This window comes from Streptomyces sp. NPDC085931, from assembly GCF_044540565.1.
Lineage (GTDB): Bacteria > Actinomycetota > Actinomycetes > Streptomycetales > Streptomycetaceae > Streptomyces.
In genome coordinates this window covers 121,139-139,644 of record NZ_JBITSK010000017.1, presented here as the reverse complement: position 1 = coordinate 139,644, position 18,506 = coordinate 121,139, and the positions used below count along the sequence as shown (strand labels likewise).

The 18,506-nt window shown below is 73.4% G+C and carries 16 protein-coding genes; 9 read left to right on the top strand and 7 right to left on the bottom strand.

From position 1 onward, the window contains the following. Window positions 1–106: 106 nt before the first annotated feature. Both ACIGAN_RS30285 and ACIGAN_RS30280 read right to left on the bottom strand, forming a co-directional pair. Window positions 107–1,720: an amidohydrolase family protein gene (locus tag ACIGAN_RS30285; RefSeq protein ID WP_399862332.1), complete on the bottom strand. Its 1,614-nt coding sequence runs from the start codon at window positions 1,718–1,720 to the stop codon at window positions 107–109. Window positions 1,721–1,731: 11 nt separating this feature from the next. After that, complete coding sequence (locus tag ACIGAN_RS30280; RefSeq protein WP_399862330.1) at window positions 1,732–3,009, bottom strand: amino acid deaminase; 1,278 nt, start codon at window positions 3,007–3,009, stop codon at window positions 1,732–1,734. A 134-nt stretch (window positions 3,010–3,143) separates the two neighbouring features. Between ACIGAN_RS30280 and ACIGAN_RS30275 the strand changes: the two genes are divergently transcribed. The 5 genes from ACIGAN_RS30275 to ACIGAN_RS30255 all read left to right on the top strand — a co-directional run bounded on the left by ACIGAN_RS30275 (window position 3,144) and on the right by ACIGAN_RS30255 (window position 7,554). Next, complete coding sequence (locus tag ACIGAN_RS30275) at window positions 3,144–4,178, top strand: sugar kinase (RefSeq protein WP_365087171.1); 1,035 nt, start codon at window positions 3,144–3,146, stop codon at window positions 4,176–4,178. Beyond that, a complete protein-coding gene (locus ACIGAN_RS30270) occupies window positions 4,175–4,936 on the top strand; it encodes an IclR family transcriptional regulator (RefSeq protein ID WP_365087169.1) in 762 nt (253 codons plus the stop codon). Before ACIGAN_RS30275 ends, ACIGAN_RS30270 begins: the two co-directional genes overlap by 4 nt. Beyond that, complete coding sequence (locus tag ACIGAN_RS30265; protein WP_331265481.1) at window positions 4,933–5,343, top strand: RidA family protein; 411 nt, start codon at window positions 4,933–4,935, stop codon at window positions 5,341–5,343. The genes ACIGAN_RS30270 and ACIGAN_RS30265 overlap by 4 nt, the downstream gene beginning before the upstream one ends. 109 nt (window positions 5,344–5,452) lie before the next feature. Then, window positions 5,453–6,931 carry a GntP family permease gene (locus tag ACIGAN_RS30260; RefSeq protein ID WP_309095965.1) on the top strand — a complete coding sequence of 493 codons (1,479 nt, stop codon included), beginning with the start codon at window positions 5,453–5,455 and terminating at the stop codon, window positions 6,929–6,931. Window positions 6,932–6,996: 65 nt separating this feature from the next. Next, on the top strand, window positions 6,997–7,554 hold the full coding sequence (locus ACIGAN_RS30255) for a hypothetical protein (protein WP_399862327.1): 558 nt from the start codon (window positions 6,997–6,999) through the stop codon (window positions 7,552–7,554). Here ACIGAN_RS30255 and ACIGAN_RS30250 read toward each other — a convergent pair. Continuing rightward, window positions 7,551–8,897 carry a M14 family metallopeptidase gene (locus ACIGAN_RS30250; RefSeq protein ID WP_365087164.1) on the bottom strand — a complete coding sequence of 449 codons (1,347 nt, stop codon included), beginning with the start codon at window positions 8,895–8,897 and terminating at the stop codon, window positions 7,551–7,553. The two genes, ACIGAN_RS30255 and ACIGAN_RS30250, sit on opposite strands and share 4 nt — an antisense overlap. Before the next feature lie 272 nt (window positions 8,898–9,169). On the opposite strand from ACIGAN_RS30250, the gene ACIGAN_RS30245 reads away from it, so the two are divergent. The 4 genes from ACIGAN_RS30245 to ACIGAN_RS30230 all read left to right on the top strand — a co-directional run bounded on the left by ACIGAN_RS30245 (window position 9,170) and on the right by ACIGAN_RS30230 (window position 15,365). Next, window positions 9,170–12,391, top strand: coding sequence for an ATP-binding protein (locus ACIGAN_RS30245; RefSeq protein WP_399862326.1), 3,222 nt, complete (start codon window positions 9,170–9,172; stop codon window positions 12,389–12,391). A gap of 36 nt (window positions 12,392–12,427) precedes the next feature. Then, window positions 12,428–13,330, top strand: coding sequence for an anti-sigma factor RsbA family regulatory protein (locus ACIGAN_RS30240; RefSeq protein WP_399862325.1), 903 nt, complete (start codon window positions 12,428–12,430; stop codon window positions 13,328–13,330). Between the two features lie 81 nt (window positions 13,331–13,411). Beyond that, window positions 13,412–13,894, top strand: a complete 483-nt coding sequence (locus ACIGAN_RS30235; protein ID WP_365087158.1) for an ATP-binding protein — start codon at window positions 13,412–13,414, stop codon at window positions 13,892–13,894. Window positions 13,895–14,051: 157 nt separating this feature from the next. Next, window positions 14,052–15,365 carry an Nramp family divalent metal transporter gene (locus tag ACIGAN_RS30230; protein ID WP_399862323.1) on the top strand — a complete coding sequence of 438 codons (1,314 nt, stop codon included), beginning with the start codon at window positions 14,052–14,054 and terminating at the stop codon, window positions 15,363–15,365. Window positions 15,366–15,384: 19 nt separating this feature from the next. Here ACIGAN_RS30230 and ACIGAN_RS30225 read toward each other — a convergent pair whose 3' ends face one another. From ACIGAN_RS30225 to ACIGAN_RS30210, 4 genes are read right to left on the bottom strand one after another with little or no spacing between them, the layout of a single operon-like run. Further along, window positions 15,385–17,073: a chitinase gene (locus ACIGAN_RS30225; RefSeq protein ID WP_399862321.1), complete on the bottom strand. Its 1,689-nt coding sequence runs from the start codon at window positions 17,071–17,073 to the stop codon at window positions 15,385–15,387. Window positions 17,074–17,104: 31 nt separating this feature from the next. Further along, window positions 17,105–17,494, bottom strand: a complete 390-nt coding sequence (locus ACIGAN_RS30220; protein ID WP_399862319.1) for a hypothetical protein — start codon at window positions 17,492–17,494, stop codon at window positions 17,105–17,107. Further along, window positions 17,494–17,925 carry a DUF3592 domain-containing protein gene (locus tag ACIGAN_RS30215; protein ID WP_399862317.1) on the bottom strand — a complete coding sequence of 144 codons (432 nt, stop codon included), beginning with the start codon at window positions 17,923–17,925 and terminating at the stop codon, window positions 17,494–17,496. Before ACIGAN_RS30215 ends, ACIGAN_RS30220 begins: the two co-directional genes overlap by 1 nt. 2 nt (window positions 17,926–17,927) lie before the next feature. Beyond that, complete coding sequence (locus ACIGAN_RS30210; protein WP_365740163.1) at window positions 17,928–18,488, bottom strand: hypothetical protein; 561 nt, start codon at window positions 18,486–18,488, stop codon at window positions 17,928–17,930. Window positions 18,489–18,506: the final 18 nt, after the last annotated feature.

Sequence of the window (18,506 nt, the reverse complement as noted above, 5' to 3'; positions counted from 1 at the left end):
GCACCCATCGGGTTCCCCGGCCTTTTTGTGTCACAAAAAACTCCGCCCCGTGTCCGGGGGCGGCGGCGCCCGCCCCCCGCGGTGGGGCGGGGCCCCGGCCGGGCGGTCACGCGGGAGGAGTCCCGCGGACCGCCCGGCCCGCCAGGACGTCCGTGCGGCGCCCGTCCTCGATCACGAACCGGCCGTCGACCAGGACGTAGGGGATGCCCGTGGGGAGCGTGCGCGGCTCGGCGAAGGTGGAGCCCGCCGCCACCGTCGCCGGGTCGAACAGCACCAGGTCGGCCACGTACCCCTCGCGGACCAGGCCCCGGTCGGGCAGGCGCAGCCGTGCCGCCGGGCGGGAGGTGAGGTGCGCGACGCACTCCTCCAGCGACAGCACGCCCAACTCCCGTACGTAGTGGCCGAGGTAGTGCGGGAAGGTGCCGTAGGCGCGCGGGTGCGGCTTGGCGCCCTGGAGGATGCCGTCCGAGCCGCCGGTGTGCACCCGGTGGCGCATGATCTCCCGGACGTTCTCCTCGTGTCCCACGTGCTGCAGGATCGTCGGGGCCAGCCGGTCGGCCAGCAGCAGGCCGCGCGCGGTCACCCACGGCTCCTCGCCCCGCAGCGCCGCCGACTCCGCGATCGTCCGGCCGACGTGGTCCGCGAGGGCCGGGTCGTTCACGCCGGAGATCTCGATGGTCTCCCACTCGACGGGCACGCCGTGGCAGCCGTCCGAGCCGATGACCTCCAGGTGGTGCCGGATGCGCTCCGCCGTGCCGTCGTCCGCCAGCCGGCCCAGGGTCTGCTCCGGGCCGCCCTCGCTCGCCCAGCTCGGCAGGACGGCCGCGAGGGTGGTGCAGCCCGGGGTGTAGGGGTAGGTGTCGAGGCTGATGTCCGCCCCGGCCGCCAGGGCCTCGTCCAGCAGGGCCAGCAGCTCCGGCGCCCGGCCCTTGTTCACGCCGAAGTTCATCGTGGCGTGCGCGAGGTGCAGGGAGCAGCCCGCCTCGCGGGTCAGCTCGATCATCTCCCGGTAGGCCTCCAGGGCACCGGCGCCGTAGGAGCGGTGGTGCGGGCAGTAGTAGCCGCCGTAGGACGCCACCACCCGGCACAGTTCCGTCAGTTCGGCGTCCCGCGCGTACATGCCGGGCGTGTACGTCAGCCCCGACGACATGCCGACGGCGCCCTGCTCCATGCCCTCGGCGACCAGCTGCCGCATCCGGTCCAGCTCGGCCGGGGTGGCCGGGCGGTCCTCCCAGCCGACGGCGAGCGCCCGGACCGTGCCCTGCGGGATCAGGTAGGCCGCGTTGACGGCGATGCCCCGGTCCAGCCGGTCCAGGTACTCGCCGACCGTGCGCCAGTCGAAGTCGATGTCGTCCCCGGGCCCGTTCCACCCGGCGATCGCGCGGCGCACCTCGCCGAGCGTGCGGTCGTCGACCGGCGCGTACGACAGGCCGTCCTGGCCGATGACCTCCAGCGTCACGCCCTGCGCTGCCTTGGCGCTGTGGTCGGGGTCGCGCAGCAGGGCCAGGTCGCTGTGGGCGTGCATGTCGACGAAGCCGGGGGAGAGCACCAGCCCTTCGGCGTCCAGCTCCCGGCGGGCCTTGGGCCGCTGGCAGCCGGCTGCCGCGGCCTCCTTGACGATCGAGGTGATCCGGCCGCCGTCGATCACGACGTCGGCCCGGTACGAGGGCGCGCCGGAGCCGTCGACGACGTCGGCGTCCCGGATGACGAGCTGTTCCATCGCGCTGCCTCCTAGAAGAACGTGCGGACGTAGTCGACGACCGTGCCGTCCGCCTCGGCGACCGGGATCAGCTGCCACTTGTCGAACGAGGTGCACGGGTGGGACAGCCCCAGGCCCACCCAGTCGCCGACCTCCAGGTCCGCCTCCGGCGTGGTGCTCAGCCAGGCGTGCTGGTCGGACAGGGCCGTCACCGTCACGCCGGTGGCCGGGCGCTCGGCGCCGTCCCGGCGGACCACCTGCGCGAACGGCAGGTCGAGGTCGTAGGCGGCGTCCCGCTTGCCCGCGTTGACGAAGGCCTGCTCGGGGGAGGGGCGCGACACCACCTGGGTCCACAGGCGGAACGCGGGCTCCAGGGCGCCCTCCTCGGGCACCCGGTTGAACGGGGTCAGCTTGCGGTAGTGGCCGTCGTCGTGCGAGACGTAGGCGCCCGAGCGCAGCAACTTCAGCACAGGACGGGACAGTTCGGGGATCTCGGCGAAGACGTCGGCGACCGCGTCGAACCAGGCGCTGCCGCCCGCGCTGACCACGATCTCGTCCAGGCCGGTGAAGCGGCCCGCCTGGTCGAAGTCCGCGGCGAGCGCGACCAGCCGCCGCAGCCACGCCATCACCCGCTCCGGGTCGGCCTGCGGCACCTCGCCCTCGTAACCGGCGACGCCGGCCAGCCGCAGCGTGCGCGTGGCGGCCACGGCGTCGGCGACCGCCGCGCACTCCGCCTCCGTGCGCACCCCCGTCCGGGCGCCCTCCCCGGCGGCCAGTTCGACCACGACGTCCAGCGGGCGGGCGGCGCCGCGCAGGGCCGCGTCCATCAGCTCGACGCCGCGCACCGAGTCGACGTAGCAGACGAACCGGAAGTCCGGGTCGGCGTCCAGTTCCGCGGAGATCCAGCGCAGGGCCGCCGCGTCGACCAGTTCGTTCGCGAGGAAGACGCGCCGGACGCCGAAGGCGCGCGCCACCCGCACCTGGTGCGGCACCGCGAGCGTGATGCCCCACGCGCCGTGCTCGATCTGCCGCCGGAACAGCTGCGGCGCCATGGAGGTCTTGCCGTGCGGCGCGAAGGCCAGGCCGTGCCGGGCCGCGTAGGTCTCCATGAGCCTCAGGTTGTGCTCCAGGCGCTCGGCGGACAGCGCGAGCACGGGGGTGGCGAAGCCGCCGGTGAAGAGGTTGCGGCGCTGGGCCGCCAGTGCGCCGACCGTCAGCCCGCCGGCGTCCGGCGGGAGGCCCTTGAAGCGGTGGTCGACGCGCTCTGCGGCGAGCCGGGCGAGGGACTCGGCTGCGGTGTCGGCGGGCATAGAGCCTCCTGATCAGCGGTGTTGCATTGCTTGCAACCTTCATTGCGTATATCGCTCAACGCTGTCTAACATCTCGGCCACCGCCGGTCAATGAATCCACCGCCCACCGAAGCCGCCGAGGAGCTACGAGCATCGTGACCCCCACCGGACCCAGCAACGCCCCCGACGTCGTGGACGTCGTCGCGCTCGGCGAGTCCATGGTCACGTTCCTGCCCACCCGGCCGGGCCGCCTCGCCGACGTGCCGTCGTTCGAGCGGGGGATCGGCGGGGCCGAGTCCAACGTGGCGTGCGTGCTGGCGGCGGCGGGGCACTCCGTGCGGTGGGTCAGCAGGGTCGGGGACGACCCCTTCGGCGACCACCTGGTCGAGGCGATCGGCGGCTACGGGGTCGATGTGACGTACGTGCGCCGCGACCCCGGCCGCCCGACCGGCATCTACTTCCGCACCGCCGGGGACCGGGCCACCGACGCGCACGAGGTGGCGTACTACCGGGCCGGCTCCGCCGCGTCCGCGATGAGCGTGACGGACCCCGACCCGGCGGCGGTGCGGGCCGGACGCGTGCTGCACCTGTCCGGGATCACGGCCGCGCTGTCCGGCAGCTGCCTGGAGCTGATGCGCGAGCTGACCACGCGCCGCCCCGGCCGCCCCCTGGTCTCCTTCGACGTCAACCACCGGCCCGGCCTGTGGCGCGACCTGGACGCCCCCGGGGTGCTGCGCGACCTCGCCCGGGGCGCGGACCTGGTGTTCGTGGGCCAGGACGAGGCCTGGGGGCTGCACAGCGCCGAGGCCGTCCGCGCCGCCCTGCCCGAACCCGAGGTGCTGGTCGTCAAGCAGGGCGCCGCCGGAGCCACCGTCTTCGCGGGACGGGACGTCACCTTCGTCCCCGCGCCGCGGGTCGACGTCGTCGCCGCCGTCGGCGCGGGCGACGCCTTCGCCGCCGGGTTCCTCTCGGCCACCCTGCGCGGACTGCCCGTCCGGGACCGGCTGCGCCACGGGCACCTCGTGGCCGCCGCCGCCCTCACCGCGCCCGGCGACCTCGCCGCCCCGCCCGCCCGGGAGCACGCCGACCGGCTGGCCGCCCTGGACGACGCGGCATGGGGGAGACTGCGACTCGGCCCCGGCTGGACCGAGGACCCCCAGCGGGCCGACGAGGAGGTATCCACGCCATGAGCCAGACCGTCGACCGCGCGCTGAGCATCCTGCCGCTGCTCGCCGAGGGGCCCGCCGACCTGGGGCAGGTCGCCGACCGCCTCGGCGTCCACAAGTCCACGGCCCTGCGCCTGCTGCGCACCCTGCACGAGCACGGCCTGGTCTACCGCCAGTCCGACCAGCGCTACCGCCTCGGCGCCCGCCTCTTCGCGCTCGCCCAGGAGGCCATGGAGAACCTCGACGTCCGCGAGATCGCCCACCCGCACCTGGTCCGCCTCAACGAGAGCTGCGGGCACACCGTGCACCTGGCCGTGTACGAGGAGAACGAGGTCCTCTACATCGACAAGGTCGAGAGCCGCTACCCGGTGCGGATGTACTCCCGCATCGGCAAGCCCGTCGCCATCACCGTCGCCGCGGTCGCCAAGCTGCTCCTGGCCGACCTGCCCGAGCACGAGCGGCGGGCGGTCGCCGAGAAGCTCGACTACCCCGCCTACACGGCCCGTTCGACCCCCAACGCGAGCGCGTTCCTGCGCGAGCTGGAGAAGGTGCGCGAGCAGGGCTGGGCCACCGACCTCGGCGGCCACGAGGAGTCCATCAACTGTGTCGCGGCACCCATCCGCGGCGCCGACGGCCGGGTCGTCGCCGCGATGTCGGTCTCCGCGCCGAACGTCGTCGTCACCGCCGACGAACTCCTCACCCTCCTGCCGCTGGTGCGCCGTACGGCGGACGCCATCAGCGGCGAGTACTCCGGCAGAACACCAGTGAAGGGCACCGCATGACCGACAAGATCGCACTCACCCCCAAGACCCACACCACCCCGCCGGCCAAGTTCTCCCACGGGGTGAGGAAGGGCAACATCCTCCAGGTCGCCGGCCAGGTCGGCTTCCTGCCCGCCGAGGAGGGCAAGCCGCCCACGCCCGCCGGGCCGACCCTGCGCGAGCAGACCCTGCAGACCCTGGCCAACGTCAAGGCCATCCTCGAAGAGGGCGGCGCCTCCTGGGACGACGTGATGATGATCCGCGTCTACCTCACGGACGTCGACCACTTCGCCGAGATGAACGAGATCTACAACGCGTACTTCGAGGAGCAGGGGCTGACCCAGCCGCCCGCCGCGCGCACGACCGTCTACGTCGGTCTCCCCGCGGGCCTCCTCATCGAGATCGACGCGCTCGCCGTCCTCGGCTGACCCACCCCGCCTCCCACTCCCGCACGTCCGTGAGGCGCGGCGCCCCGATGCGCCGCGTCGCGCTCCCCCCTACCCAGAAGCTGTATGCACTTAGGCAGAGGACCCCCGAATGTCCCATCCGCTCGCCGCGTCCGCCCCCGCCGAGACACCGCCCCACACGGGAGGACTGCTCCTCCTCGTCGACGGCACCGCCGGACTCCTGCTCACCGCCGCGCTCGGCATCGCGCTGCTGCTCCTGCTCATCATCAAGGTGCGACTGCAGCCGTTCGTCGCCCTGCTCGCGGTCTCCATAGCCGTCGGCCTCGCGGCCGGCCTGTCGGTCACCGAACTCTTCGGCACGGTCCAGAGGTCGGACGCCGTCTCCACCATCGAGTCCGGCATGGGCGGCATCCTCGGCCATGTCGCGATCATCATCGGCCTGGGCACCATGCTCGGCGCGATCCTCGAAGTCAGCGGCGGCGCCGAGGTGCTGGCGAGGCGTCTGCTCGGCCTGTTCGGCGAGAAGCGCGCCCCGCTCGCCATGGGACTGACCGGCCTGATCTTCGGCATCCCGGTCTTCTTCGACGTCGGCATCTTCGTCCTGGCGCCCATCGTCTACGCCGCCGCCAAGCGCTCCGGCAAGTCGATCCTGCTCTACTGCCTGCCGCTGCTCGCGGGCCTGTCCGTCACGCACGCCTTCCTGCCGCCGCACCCCGGCCCGGTGGCCGCCGCCGGTCTGCTCCACGTCGACCTCGGGTGGGTCATCCTCATGGGCGTCGTCTGCGGCCTGCCGGCCGTGGTGGCCGCGTGGGCGTACGCGGCGTGGATCGGCCGCCGCATCTTCGTCGCCGTGCCGCAGGACATGGTCGAGGCGGCGGAGGAGGCCAAGCAGGCCGTCGTCGACGAGCAGCGGGCCGCCGGTGTGGCGCCCAGCGAGCAGCCGGTCTCCCTCGGCACGGTCCTCGGCATCATCGGCACCCCGCTGGTCCTCATCCTCGCCGCGACCTTCTCCTCGATCGCCCTGGACCCCTCCACGCTCCGCTCGGTGATCGAGTTCTTCGGCAACCCGTTCGTGGCGCTCACGATCGCGCTGTTCCTCGCGTACTACCTGCTGGGCATCCGCCGCGGCTGGTCCCGCAAGTCCCTGGAGACGGTGTCGACCGCGTCCCTCAAGCCGGTCGGCAACATCCTGCTGGTGGTCGGCGCGGGCGGTATCTTCGGCGCGGTCCTCAAGGCCAGCGGGGTGGCCCAGGCCCTGTCGGACACGTTCAACGACGTGGGCCTGCCGGTGATCGTCCTGTCCTACCTGATCTCCGTGGTGCTGCGGGTCGCCCAGGGCTCGGCGACGGTCGCCATCGTCACCACGGCCGGCATCGTGGCGCCCCTGCTCTCCGAGGGCGACCACTCCCAGGCCTTCGTCGCCCTGGTCATCATGGCCATCTCCGCCGGTTCCATCTTCGCCTCGCACGTCAACGACGGGGGCTTCTGGATGGTCGCCAAGTACTTCGGCATCAGCGAGCGGGACACGCTCAAGACGTGGACGGTGCTGGAGAGCGTGCTGTCGGTGGCCGGGTTCGTGGTCGCGGCCGTGCTGAGCCTGTTCGTGTAGGGGTCTGATAACGAAGTCGGGCCCGGCTGTGTGCGGCACAGGTTTGTCGACCATACTGCTGCGCTGTGGAGCAGCGCATAGGTTCGAGCAGCCAGCCCCTGGAAGGCGCCGGGTTCGACCCGGCCTTCATCCCCGGGCTCACGTCACCCGCGTCCCCGCGGACGAAGGACGGCGAGCCCGCGGAGGAGCCCGAGGCCGCCGAGGCCGAGGAGACCGCCCCCGAGGCGGAGGAGCCGGACACGGCGTCCCCCACCGAGCCGGTGGAGCCGGAGGAGGACGCCGCGGCCGACGGCCCCGTCTTCGAGGCGTCCGACCGCCGGGCGCGGATCGTCGCCGACCGCAGAGGCGTCCGGCTCTGCCTGGACGACCAGGAGTGCGAGTTCCGCTGGGACGAGATCGGCGCGGTGGAGACGGAGACGGCCCGCTTCGGCAAGCGGTACACCGTCACCGTCCACACCCCTGACCGGCGCTGGTACCCGATCGAGATCGAGGCGCCGGCCAGGAGCCGCTTCGCCGAGTGGGACGAGCAGTTGGACGCGGTCCTGGACGCCTACTTCGACGACGGCGTCCAGGACGGCGCACGAGACGGTGCGGCGGAACGCGCGGAGAAGGACGCCGACTAGCCGCAGTACTGCGCTTCCTTGCCGATCGACCGGTACATGCAGTCCGCGTTCTCCAGCAACTGCAGTACCGCGTCACGGTTTCGGGAGGTCTCCCGCTCGATCACCTCGTCGGGCGGGTAGAACCCGCCCCCGCCGGAACGGGGATACATCTCGAACGTGTAGCCGAAGATCTTGTGCACGCCCCAGAGGTAGTCGTCGATCGACCCGTCGGTGATGTACAGGTCGCTCGACTGCTCCGCCGTGTAGCCGTTGCTCGCGGCCATCTTCTGCCCGACCGCCTTGAACGCCGCGTTGTCGTCCGCGGTCATCCCGGTCGTGGTGTCGGAGTACGTGTAGCCGAACGGCCACAGCACCAGCTCGCTGTACGTGTGGAAGTCGACGCCGGCCCGGATCTGCTGTTTGCCGCCGACGACCCGGCTGCGCACGAAGTCGGCGACGACCTTCACCTCCGGCGCCGACTCCGCCGCCGGGCCCCGGTAGGTCTCGGAGGACGTCGACCCCGAGGAGCCGCCGCAGCAGCCCCAGCGGTAGTTCCAGTTGCGGTTCAGGTCCGTACCGACGTACGAGGAGCCGGAGTTGGGCTGCCGGTTCTTGCGCCAGGACCGGTAGGAGCCGGTGGCGATGTCGTACTCGCCGCCGTCCGGGTTGATGTCCGGCACGATCCAGATCTCGCGGTTGTTCACCATGTTGGTGACCCGTGAGTCGGAGCCGTAGTCGGAGGTCAGCTCGCGCAGCAGGTAGAGCGCCATCTCGACGGTGAGGTGCTCACGCGCGTGCTGGTGGTGGGTGAACAGCACCTCGGGCTCGGACTCGTCCGTCGCCACGTTGTCGCTGATCTTGATGGCGACGATGTTCCGGCCCTGGTAGGACGTGCCGATCACGCGCTGGCTCGCGATCGACGGGTTGGCCGAGACGATCGTGTTGATCTCGCTCGTCATCTCCGCGTAGTTGTGGTACTTCGAGTCGCCCGACGGGAAGTCGAAGAGCCGGACGTCGTCCTCGCCGGCGGACCGGTCGGGCACCGCGCCGAGCGGGGTGATCTCGTAGCCCCGGGCGCGCAGTTGCTTGATCTGGTCCGCGCGGCCGGAGACGACGACCCCGTGGCCGTGCACCTCGTCGACGGTCACGCCCGCGCGCTGAAGTGCCGTGCGGTCCTCGGCCGTCGAGTGCAGGTGGATCTCGTACTGCCGGATGTCGTCGGCCGCGGGTGCGGCCTTGGCGGCGCCGTCGGCGGTGGCGTCCGGTGCCGTCGCCGACAGGGGGGCGGCGAGGGCGAGTGCCAGGACGGCGGCGAGGGCGGCGGTGCGTCTGCGGGCACCGGAGCCTCGGATGCGAAGTCGCATGAAATCTCCTTGTGGGAGGTGGGGTTGTTCCGTGCGACGTACGTGGTGCGGGTGGCGCACATCGTTCTGCCAATGGCATGAGCAGGTCAAGACTGAAAGCGGCCGCGCAGTGTACGCGTGCGGCGCGGCGGTCGAGAGGGAGCGGCCGAAGTCCACCCGCGGGTGTGACCCGCACGTGCATATATGTACGGAGGCGGGAGAGGGTGAGGGCTCGCGACAGGGGAGCCGGGCTGTCCGGATCCTCGGACCACACCCCAGAGGACTGGCTGATCATGGGCGGATCAGCGCCACGACGGGACCACCGGCTGCCGGTCGAGACGACCAGCTTCGTCGACCGGCGTGGCGAACTGACCGAAGGACGCGAGCTGCTGGCCCGCGCCCGGCTGGTGACGCTGACCGGGCCGGGCGGCGTCGGCAAGACCCGGCTCGCCGCGCGCATCGCGGCCCGGGTCCGGCGCGCCTTCCCGGACGGCGTGCGCTTCGTCCACCTGTCCGGGCTGCACGACCCGGCGCTCGTCCCGCTGGCCGCCGCCGACGCGCTGGGCCTGCACGACCACTCCGCCCAGCCGCCGCTCGACGCCCTCGTCGAGCAGGTCCGCGACCGGCGGCTGCTGCTCGTCCTCGACAACTGCGAGCACCTGGCCGCCGCGTGCGCCCGGCTCGCCGCCGCCCTGCTGCACGGCACCGAGGGCGTGCGGATCCTCGCCACCAGCCGGCACCGGCTCGGCCTCACCGAGGAACACCTGCTGGAGGTGCGGCCCCTGCCGGTGCCCGACCCGGACGGCGACCTGTCCGCCGCCGAGGGCTATCCGGCCCTCACCCTCTTCGCCGACCGCGCGTCCGCCGTGGCCCCCGGCTTCCGCCTCACCCCCGCCAACCTGGCGTCCGTCGCCCGCCTGTGCCGCCGCCTGGACGGCCTGCCCCTCGCCATCGAACTGGCCGCCGTCCGCATGCGCGTCCTCGACGTCGACCAGCTCCTGGACCGGCTCGACGACCGCTACCGCTTCCTCACCACCGGCAGCCCCGCGGCCCTGCCCCGCCACCAGACCCTGCGGGCGGCGGTCGCCTGGAGCCACGACCTGTGCACCGGCCCTGAGCAACTGGTGTGGGCCCGGCTGTCGGTGCTGGCGGGCGGCTTCGACCTGGAGACGGCGGAGGCGGTGTGCGCGGACGACACCCCCCGGCCCCCCGACACCGGCCGGATCCCCACCGCGGGGCCGTCCGACGCCGGCCGGATCCCCACCGAGTGGCCGTCCGACACCGGCCGAATCTCCACCGAGTGGCTGTCCGACGCCAGCCGTTTGCCCGGCGCGGGGCTGTCCGACGCCGGCCGTCTCTCCGCCGCGGGGCCGTCCGACGCCGGCCGTTTGCCCGGCGCGGGGCCGTCCGACGCCGGCCGGCTTCCCGCCCCCGCGGCCCCGCATCAGGCCCGTGGCACGGAACCCACCCGGCTCACGGAGGGCTCCGGCACGCGCCCCGGGCCCGGCGCGCGACCAGCGCCCACCGCCGGCCGCCCCGGGGCCACCGTCACTGGCCCTGGGCCCGCCGGGGCCGTCACCGAGCCCGACCAAGCCCGCTCCGGGCTCACCGTCACGGGGCTTGGACCCGCCGAGGCCGTCCCCGAGCCCGGCCATGTGCGCCCCGGACCTGCCCTGGCCCGCTCCGAGTCCAGCGCCATGCGATTCGGGTCCACCGTCACCGGCCCATGGCCCGCCGAGGCCGTCACCGAGCCCGACCAAGCCCGCTCCGGCACCACCGCCCCCCACCCCGGGCCCGCCGACGCCGTCGCCCAGCCCGCACATGCCCTCTCCCGGCCCGCCGAGGGCCGCCCCGGGCCCGTCGGCACCTCCGCCGGGCCCGCTGAGGGCCGCTCCGGCCCCACTGCCCCCCACCCGGGGCCCGCCGACGCCGTCGCCCAGCCCGCACATGCCCTCACCCGGCCCGGTGAGGCCCGCCCCGGGTCCACCGTCACCGCCCCTGGGCCCGCCGAGGACCGACCCCGGCCCGCCGGTACGTCCGCCCGGCCCGCCCCAGCCCTCACCGGGGCCGTGGCCGTGTCTCCGCCCCCGCCCGTCGGGCTGCGCAGCGACGACGTTCTGGAAGCCGTCGCCGGGCTCGTCGACAAGTCCGTGCTGTGCCGGGAGCCCGGCCCCGACGGGGTGCGCTACCGGCTGCTCGACACCCTGCGCCAGTACGGCCTGGAGCAGCTGCGGCGGACCCCGGGCGAGGAGACCGCAGCCCGGCGGCGGCTGCGGGACTGGATGCTCGAACGGGCCGAGGCGTGCGAACGCGACTGGTTCGGGCCCGGCCAGCCGGAGATCGTGGCCCGGCTGCGCGCCGACCGCGACACCCTGCGTGCCGCCCTCGACTTCAGCCTCTCCACCCCCGGCGAGGCCCGCGCCGGACTGCGCCTGGCCGGCGCCCTCTGGTTCCACTGGCACGCCTGCGGCGCCCCCCGCGAGGGCCTGTACTGGCTCGACCGGGCCCTGGCCGCCAACCCGGAGCCGACCAGGGAGCGCGCCCGCGGCCTGTGGGTCGCCGGGCTGCTGGTCGCCGCCACCCAGGACTTCCCCCGGGGCCGCAGGCTCGCCACGGACGCCCTCGCCCTGGCCCGCGCCCTGGGCGACAGCGCGGAGGCGGCCCACGCCGAGTACGTCATCGGTGTCATCCGGCTGTTCGGCGACGATCTGCCCGGCGCGCTGCGGCACTTCGAGGCCACCGTCGCCCGCGGCCCCGTGCCCGGCCAGCACCTCAGCCTCGTCGGCCTCGACCAGGTCGAACTCGCCTGCGCGCTGGGCTTCCTGGGCGAGGCCGAGCGGGCCGTCGAAGTGTGCGAGCGGGCCCTCGCGCTGTGCGAGCGGCACGGCGAGCAGTGGGTGCGGTCGTACGTGCTGCGCATGCTCGCCCTCGCGCACACCGTGCGCGGCGACCGGGCCCGGGCGGAGCGGCACGCCCGCGAGGCGCTCCGGCTCAAATTCGCCGTCCACGACGTCATCGGCATCGCCCTCACCCTCGACCTGCTCGCCCTGATCGCCGTCGAGCGCGGCGACCACGCGCACGCGGCCGTGCTGCTGGGCGGCGCCGACCGCGTCTGGGCCGACATCGACGCGGGCCGCTGGGGCGCCCGCACCCTCACCTCCGCACGCCGCGACAGCGAGGAGCGGGCCGTCCGGGCCCTGGGCCGCGAGGCGTTCGAGCGGGCCCACCGGCGCGGCGGCGCCCTCGCCCTGGCGGAGCTGGTCGGCCACGCGCTCAGGGAACCGGCCACCGCCGAGCCCACCGCCCCGCCGCCGCACGAGGACACCGCGGTCCGCCTCACCCGCCGCGAGACCGAGGTCGCCCGGCTCGTCGCCGAAGGGCTCGCCAACCAGCAGATCGCCGACCGCCTGGTCATCGCGCGCCGCACCGCCGAAGGCCATGTGGAACGCATCCTCAGCAAGCTCGGCTTCAGCAACCGCAGCCAGATCGCCGCCTGGGTGACGGCCCAGCGCTGACCGCCGCACCCGCCCACACCCACCCGAGGGGAACACGTGACCACCGGACGACCCACCCCGTTCGACCACCGCATGGCCGTCTTCGACACCGACGACGCCTTCGTGGCCGCCGCCCTGCCCTTCCTCGGCGAAGGCCTCGCCGCCCCCGGCGAACCCCCGCCGGTGGCCATCGCCGCCCCGCACCACCTCGACCTGCTGCGCGACGCCCTCGGCGGTGACGCCAAGCAGATCACCTGCGTGCCGCACACCGAGTGGTACACCGGCTCCGCCGCCAACGCCGTCGCCCGGGCCGCCGCCCACCTCACCGCCCACGCCGGCCCCGGCGGCCGGATCCACCTGCTGATGGAACCCGTGTGGGGCGGCCGCGCCGGACGCTCCACCCGCGAGACCACCGAGTGGATCCGCTACGAGGCCCTCGCCAACCCCCTCTTCGGCTCCCTGGCCACCACCGCTCTGTGCGCCTACGACACCCGCACCGCCGGACCCGCCGTGGTCGCCGCCGCCCGCCGCGCCCACCCCGGCACGGAGGTGTACGAGGACCCGTTCCGGCTCGTGGCCGAACTCGACGCGCTGCCGCTGCCGCTGCCCCCGGAGGGCGCCGAGCCTTTCGCCGAGCCGCACGCGGCGGCCGTGCGGAGCTGGGCGGAGCGCCGGGGGCTGCCCGCCGCCGACGCCGAGCTGTTCGCCACCGCCGTCGCCGGCGCGGCGGCGGCCCTGGCCCCCCTCGACGGCACCGCCCTGCTGTGGGGCGAGGCGCCCGCCTGCGTCTGCGAGCTGCGCGCGGCCCGCCCCGTCGCCGACCCGCTCGCCGGCTTCGTCCCGCCGCCGCCCGACGGCCTGGAACCCGGCCCGGGGCTGTGGTACGCGCGGCAGGTCTGCGCGTATGTCGACATCCGCGACGACGGCGGCGGCGCGACGGTCCGCCTGCAGTACGCGTAACGCCCCCACCTGCACAAGCAGGTAGGGGAACGGGTAGTCCTCCCCCTGCGCCGGAGGGGCCCCGGGGATCACTCTGGAGGCATGCTGCAACTCTCCGGGCGCCACCTCCCGGACCCCGACGCCCCCTACGGCCCGTTCCCGCAACCACCCCTGGGAGCCGGCCACCTGAGCGTCGAGTACGGGCCCCGGCCCTCCGCCGTCCGCGCGGCACGCGCGCAGGTGCGCAGGCAACTGGAGGACTGGGGGATCGCGGAGCGCGGCGAGCTGGCGGACGTGGCCGAACTGCTGGTCGGGGAACTGGCCACCAACGCGCTGCTGCACGCCCGCAGCGGCTTCCGGCTCACCCTCTCCGCCGCGCACGGCGTACTGCGCTGCGAGGTCGCCGACGCGGAGCGGCGGGTGCCCCGGGTGCTGGCGGCGGGCACCGGGGAGAACGGCCGCGGGATGTTCCTGGTGGACGCACTCGCCCTGCGCTGGGGCTGCCATCGGGACGGGTCGGGCAAGACCGTGTGGTTCGAGCTCGGCACGTGCGGGGCGGACGGCTGCGGTCGGCGACAGCCGTGACGCTCCGCTGGGCCGGGCCATGGCGGTGTGCCGTGCCGCCTTGGCCCGGCTGCGGGCCGGGGGCCGAGTGCGGTTCTCGCGCCGTTCCCCGCGCCCCTTGGGCCGGACGGCTACCGCCCTCTTGTCGGGTGCGGCCCTTTGCGGTTTCTTGATCTGCATGGCGGACACCACGGGAAACACCACGGACCGGGCTCCTCAGCAACCCCCCATGCGCAAGGCGAGTTGGAAGTACATCGGGCCGGGGATCGTCGTCGCGGCGACCGGGGTGGGGGCCGGGGACCTCGTCGCCACGCTCATCGCGGGCAGCAACTTCGGGTACACGCTGCTGTGGGCCGCGATCATCGGCTGTCTGGTGAAGATCTCCCTGGCCGAGGCGGCGGGGCGCTGGCACCTGTCCACCGGGCGGACCCTGTTCGATGGCTGGGCCAGCCTCGGCCGCTGGACGACCTGGTTCTTCGCGGTCTACGTCGTGGTGTGGGGCTTCGTCTACGGCGCCGCGGCGATGTCGTCGAGCGCGCTGCCGCTGCAGGCCCTCTTCCCCGACGTGGTGGACCTGAAGTGGTGGGGCATCGCCTGCGGACTGGTCGGGCTGGTCTTCGTCTGGTTCAACAAGTACGCGGTCTTCGAGAAGGTCATGACGGTCCTGGTGGGCGTCATGTTCGTGGTGACGGTGTACCTGGCGATCAGGGTGACGCCGAACCTGGCGGACGCCTTCGCGGGACTGCTGCCGGTGCTGCCGGACGAGAAGGACTCGATCCTCAACACGCTCGGCCTGATCGGCGGCGTGGGCGGCACGATCACGCTGGCGGCGTACGGCTACTGGGTCAACGCCAAGGGCTGGACCGACACCGGCTGGATGAAGGTCATGCGCCTGGACAACCGGGTCGCCTACGCCACCACCGGCATCTTCGTCATCGCCATGCTGTTCGTCGGCGCCGAACTGCTGCACTCGGCGAACGTCGCCATCGCCAGCGGTGACAAGGGCCTGATCCAGCTGGGTGACATCCTGGAGGAGGAGTACGGCGCGGCCACGGCCAAGTTCTTCCTCATCGGCTTCTTCGCCACGTCCTTCACCTCGCTGATCGGCGTGTGGCACGGCGTGAGCCTGATGTTCGCCGACTTCGTGGCCCGGCTGTCGGGCCGCGGCCAGGCCAAGGGCGAGGAGGTCGCCTCGGGCGAGCGGGAACGCTCCTGGCCGTTCCGCGCGTACCTGCTCTGGCTGACCTTCCCGCCCATGATCCTGCTCTTCGAGGGCCAGCCGTTCCGCCTGATCATCATCTACGGCGTGCTCGGCGCGGCCTTCCTGCCCTTCCTCGCCGGCACCCTGATCTGGCTCCTGAACTCCCCCCGCACGCCCCGCGAGTGGCGCAACGGCCCGGTGAGCAACGTGATGCTCGCCGTCGCGGGGCTGCTGTTCCTGGTCCTGTGCGTCAAGCAGATCTGGGACCAGCCGTGGGGGGAGTTCTTCTAGGAGCGAGCGGGCCGGGCGGCTACGGCAGCGCGTCCACGTGCGGTCCGACGACGTTGGACCACGCGTTGCCGGAGGTGGCGTCCCAGTTGGTCGACCAGGTCATCGCACCCCGCAGGGCCGGGTAGGTCCGCGGCGGCTTGAAGCTGCCGCAGTTGGTGGCCTTGGTGAGGCAGTCCAGGGCGTTGTTGACCACGGTCGGCGACACGTAGCCGCCGCCCGCCGCCCGCGTGGAGGCGGGCACGCCGAGCCCGACCTGGGACGGGGCGAGGCCGTTCTCCAGCTGGATGCAGGCCAGGGCCGTCAGGAAGTCGACCGTGCCCTGGCTGTAGACCTTGCCGTCGCAGCCGAGCATGGAACCGCTGTTGTAGTACTGCATGTTGACGACGGTGAGGATGTCCTTGATGTTGAGCGCCGTCTGGAAGTAGGAGTTCGACGTCGACTGCATGTCGATGGTCTGCGGCGCCATCGTGATGATCAGCGACGGGCCCGCCTTCGCGGACAGGGCGCGCAGGGCCTGCGTCATGTAGGTCGCGTTGAGGCCGTTCTCCAGGTCGATGTCGACGCCGTCGAAGCCGTACTCCTGCATCACCGACCAGACGCTGTTGGCGAAGTTCGCCGCCGAGGCCGCGTCGTTCACGCTGACCGTGCCGCGCTCGCCGCCGACCGAGATGATGACCTTCTTGCCGGCCGCCTGCTTGGCCTTCACGTCGGCCTTGAACTGGTCGACGGTGTAGCCGTTCAGCCCGGCCGAGTCCAGGGTGAACGTCACCGCGCCCGGCGTGCTCGTGGCGTCCGCGAAGGACACCGCGATGATGTCGTAGTGGGCGGGGACGTCCGAGATCCGCTGCACGGCCGCGCCGTTGTTGAAGTTCTGCCAGTAGCCGGTCACCGCGTGCTTCGGCAGGGCCGGGCCGGGGCCGGTGGTGTTGTTCGTGGTCCCGGTGACCGCCGCCGACTTGGGCGACTCACCGGCCGCGTTCGTCGCCGTCACCTGGAAGGAGTACGACGTGGACGCGGCGAGGCCGGTCACCGTGGCCGAGGTGCCGGAGACCGCCGTGACCTTGGTGCCGTCGCGGTAGACGGTGTAGCCCGTGGCGCCGGAGACGGTGTTCCAGGCGAGCGAGACGGAGGAGGCCGTCGTACCCGAGACCCTCAGTCCGCCCGGCGCGGCCGGGACCGTGGGGCCGGGGTCGGTGCCACCGCCCCCGTCGGGGCCGAACACCGACACGTCGTCGGCGAAGTACGCGGCCTGCCCGTACCAGCCGTGCGTGTACACCGTCACCGAGGTCGTCGACGCGCCCGTGGTGAAGCTGGTCGACAGCTGCTTCCAGGACGACGAGTCCGGGGTCCAGGTGGACACGTCCGTCGTGCCCGTGCCCGTCACGCCCAGGTAGGCGTAGCCGCCGCGCACCCAGGCGCCCAGGCTGTAGGTGGAGTTGGGCTTCACCCGCACGGTCTGGGTGCAGCGGGCGTTGTCCTGGCCCGATGGGGTCGCCTGCAGGGCGGACGAGCCGCTGCGCACCGGGGAGGAGACGGCCGTACCGCTGCCCGCCGAGCAGGTCCAGTCGCTCAGGCCCGACTCGAAACCGGCGTTGCGGACGTTGTTGACGTCGGCGGCGGACGCCTGGCCGACGGTCGTGACAGTGAGGGCCAGGGCAGCCGTGAGGGCGCCCGACCACAGCCGCAGGGATCGTCTGTGTCTGGACATGACAAGAAGGTGGTCCAGACCAAAGCCGCTGTCAAGAGGTCCAGACCAACCGGTCCAGCAGCAGCCCGGCGGCGCATCCCGCCAGCAGCACGCCCGTCGACATCCAGAAGGCCGGGCCCGCCAGGTCCAGCACCTCCGGCCGCAGCGTCAGCAGCAGCACCTGCGCCGCCGCCGGAACCGCACAGGCCGCCGCCAGGTGACGCGCCGGCATCTCCCGCCACGGCTCGGGATGCGCCCGCGCCGCGGCCCAGGTCGCGAGCACCACGCACACCAGATTCGGCAGGTGCACCAGCGCGAGCGCGGCACCGAACGAGCCGACGCCCTCCGGGCCGACCAGCGGCCCGTACACCAGCGTCATCTGGACGTACTCGGTGGCGACCAGCACCACGATGCCGACGGCCCAGCAGCGGACGAGCGCCATCACTTCCTCCCGGAGATCTCGGCGTACAGCAGAACGGCGAAGCCCAGCGCGGCCAGGCCGCAGCCCGCCACCAGGGCCAGCGACTGGAGCACCGGCGACCAGCTGCCCCGGCCCGCCACCGTCGCCGTGCCCCGCGGGTCGCGCGGGTCGTAGGTGACGGTGACCGGCGTGCCCCTGACCGTCGACGCGCCGGCCAGGTCCTCGAACTCGACCCGCGTGCCGTCGGCCGTACGGAAGGCGAAGAAGTGCCGCCGGGCGTCGGAACGGCCGTAGGGCTCGGTCTCCACCCGGACGCACTCGCCCCCGGCCCGCACCCCGCGCCGCAGCACCCGCGCCACCGTCACCAGCCGCCTCGCGTACCGCCAGGCCAGCGCCCCGAACAACGCCACCAGCAGCGTGAGGACGACATAACCGGCGCCCGGCACCTCCACGGCTAGTGCACCTCGACCGAGTCGATGATCCGGTCCAAGTCCGCTTCCGGCAGGGTGCCCCGCGCGGCGTCGACGCGGATCGCGAAGGCCGTGTCCGACGAGTCCAGACCCGTCAGGATCACGCCCTCGACCGGGGTGCCCTTGGCCGGCCCGCCGTCCTCGCCGGTCGCCGCGAAGGAGAAGTCGATCCGCTTCGCCTCGTCCGCGCCGGCCAGCTCCACGTCCTTCTGGCCGCGGACCTTCGCGCCCAGCTGGATGCCGGCCTCGGCCGCGATCGCCGCCTGCTCGGCCGAGGCCGCCTCGGTGAAGCCGAGCTGCACGGTGATGACCGAGACCTTCCGGCCGCCCTCGGTGCGCACCGCGGCCGCGGCGTTGTGCTTCCCGCGCTCGGCGGCGCTCTGCTGCGCGTACCCCTTCGGATACGACACGTCGACGCCCTTCGTGCGCAGCGTCCCCCAGCCGTCGGGCACCTCGGCCGCGCCGGAGCCGGAGCTCCCGCAACCGGTCAGGGCCACGGCGGTCGTCAGCAGGGCGGCGGCCAGGCGGGCACGGCGGGTGTTCATCGGATCGGGCTCCCGTTC

What these genes read in the sequence shown, in the direction of transcription:
- ACIGAN_RS30285 (WP_399862332.1), bottom strand. Translation starts at nt 1,720, where the DNA reads ATGGAACAGCTCGTCATCCGGGACGCCGACGTCGTCGACGGCTCCGGC.
- ACIGAN_RS30280 (WP_399862330.1), bottom strand. Translation starts at nt 3,009, where the DNA reads ATGCCCGCCGACACCGCAGCCGAGTCCCTCGCCCGGCTCGCCGCAGAG.
- ACIGAN_RS30270 (WP_365087169.1), top strand. Translation starts at nt 4,175, where the DNA reads ATGAGCCAGACCGTCGACCGCGCGCTGAGCATCCTGCCGCTGCTCGCC.
- ACIGAN_RS30265 (WP_331265481.1), top strand. Translation starts at nt 4,933, where the DNA reads ATGACCGACAAGATCGCACTCACCCCCAAGACCCACACCACCCCGCCG.
- ACIGAN_RS30260 (WP_309095965.1), top strand. Translation starts at nt 5,453, where the DNA reads ATGTCCCATCCGCTCGCCGCGTCCGCCCCCGCCGAGACACCGCCCCAC.
- ACIGAN_RS30250 (WP_365087164.1), bottom strand. Translation starts at nt 8,897, where the DNA reads ATGCGACTTCGCATCCGAGGCTCCGGTGCCCGCAGACGCACCGCCGCC.
- ACIGAN_RS30245 (WP_399862326.1), top strand. Translation starts at nt 9,170, where the DNA reads ATGGGCGGATCAGCGCCACGACGGGACCACCGGCTGCCGGTCGAGACG.
- ACIGAN_RS30235 (WP_365087158.1), top strand. Translation starts at nt 13,412, where the DNA reads ATGCTGCAACTCTCCGGGCGCCACCTCCCGGACCCCGACGCCCCCTAC.
- ACIGAN_RS30230 (WP_399862323.1), top strand. Translation starts at nt 14,052, where the DNA reads ATGGCGGACACCACGGGAAACACCACGGACCGGGCTCCTCAGCAACCC.
- ACIGAN_RS30225 (WP_399862321.1), bottom strand. Translation starts at nt 17,073, where the DNA reads ATGTCCAGACACAGACGATCCCTGCGGCTGTGGTCGGGCGCCCTCACG.
- ACIGAN_RS30220 (WP_399862319.1), bottom strand. Translation starts at nt 17,494, where the DNA reads ATGGCGCTCGTCCGCTGCTGGGCCGTCGGCATCGTGGTGCTGGTCGCC.
- ACIGAN_RS30210 (WP_365740163.1), bottom strand. Translation starts at nt 18,488, where the DNA reads ATGAACACCCGCCGTGCCCGCCTGGCCGCCGCCCTGCTGACGACCGCC.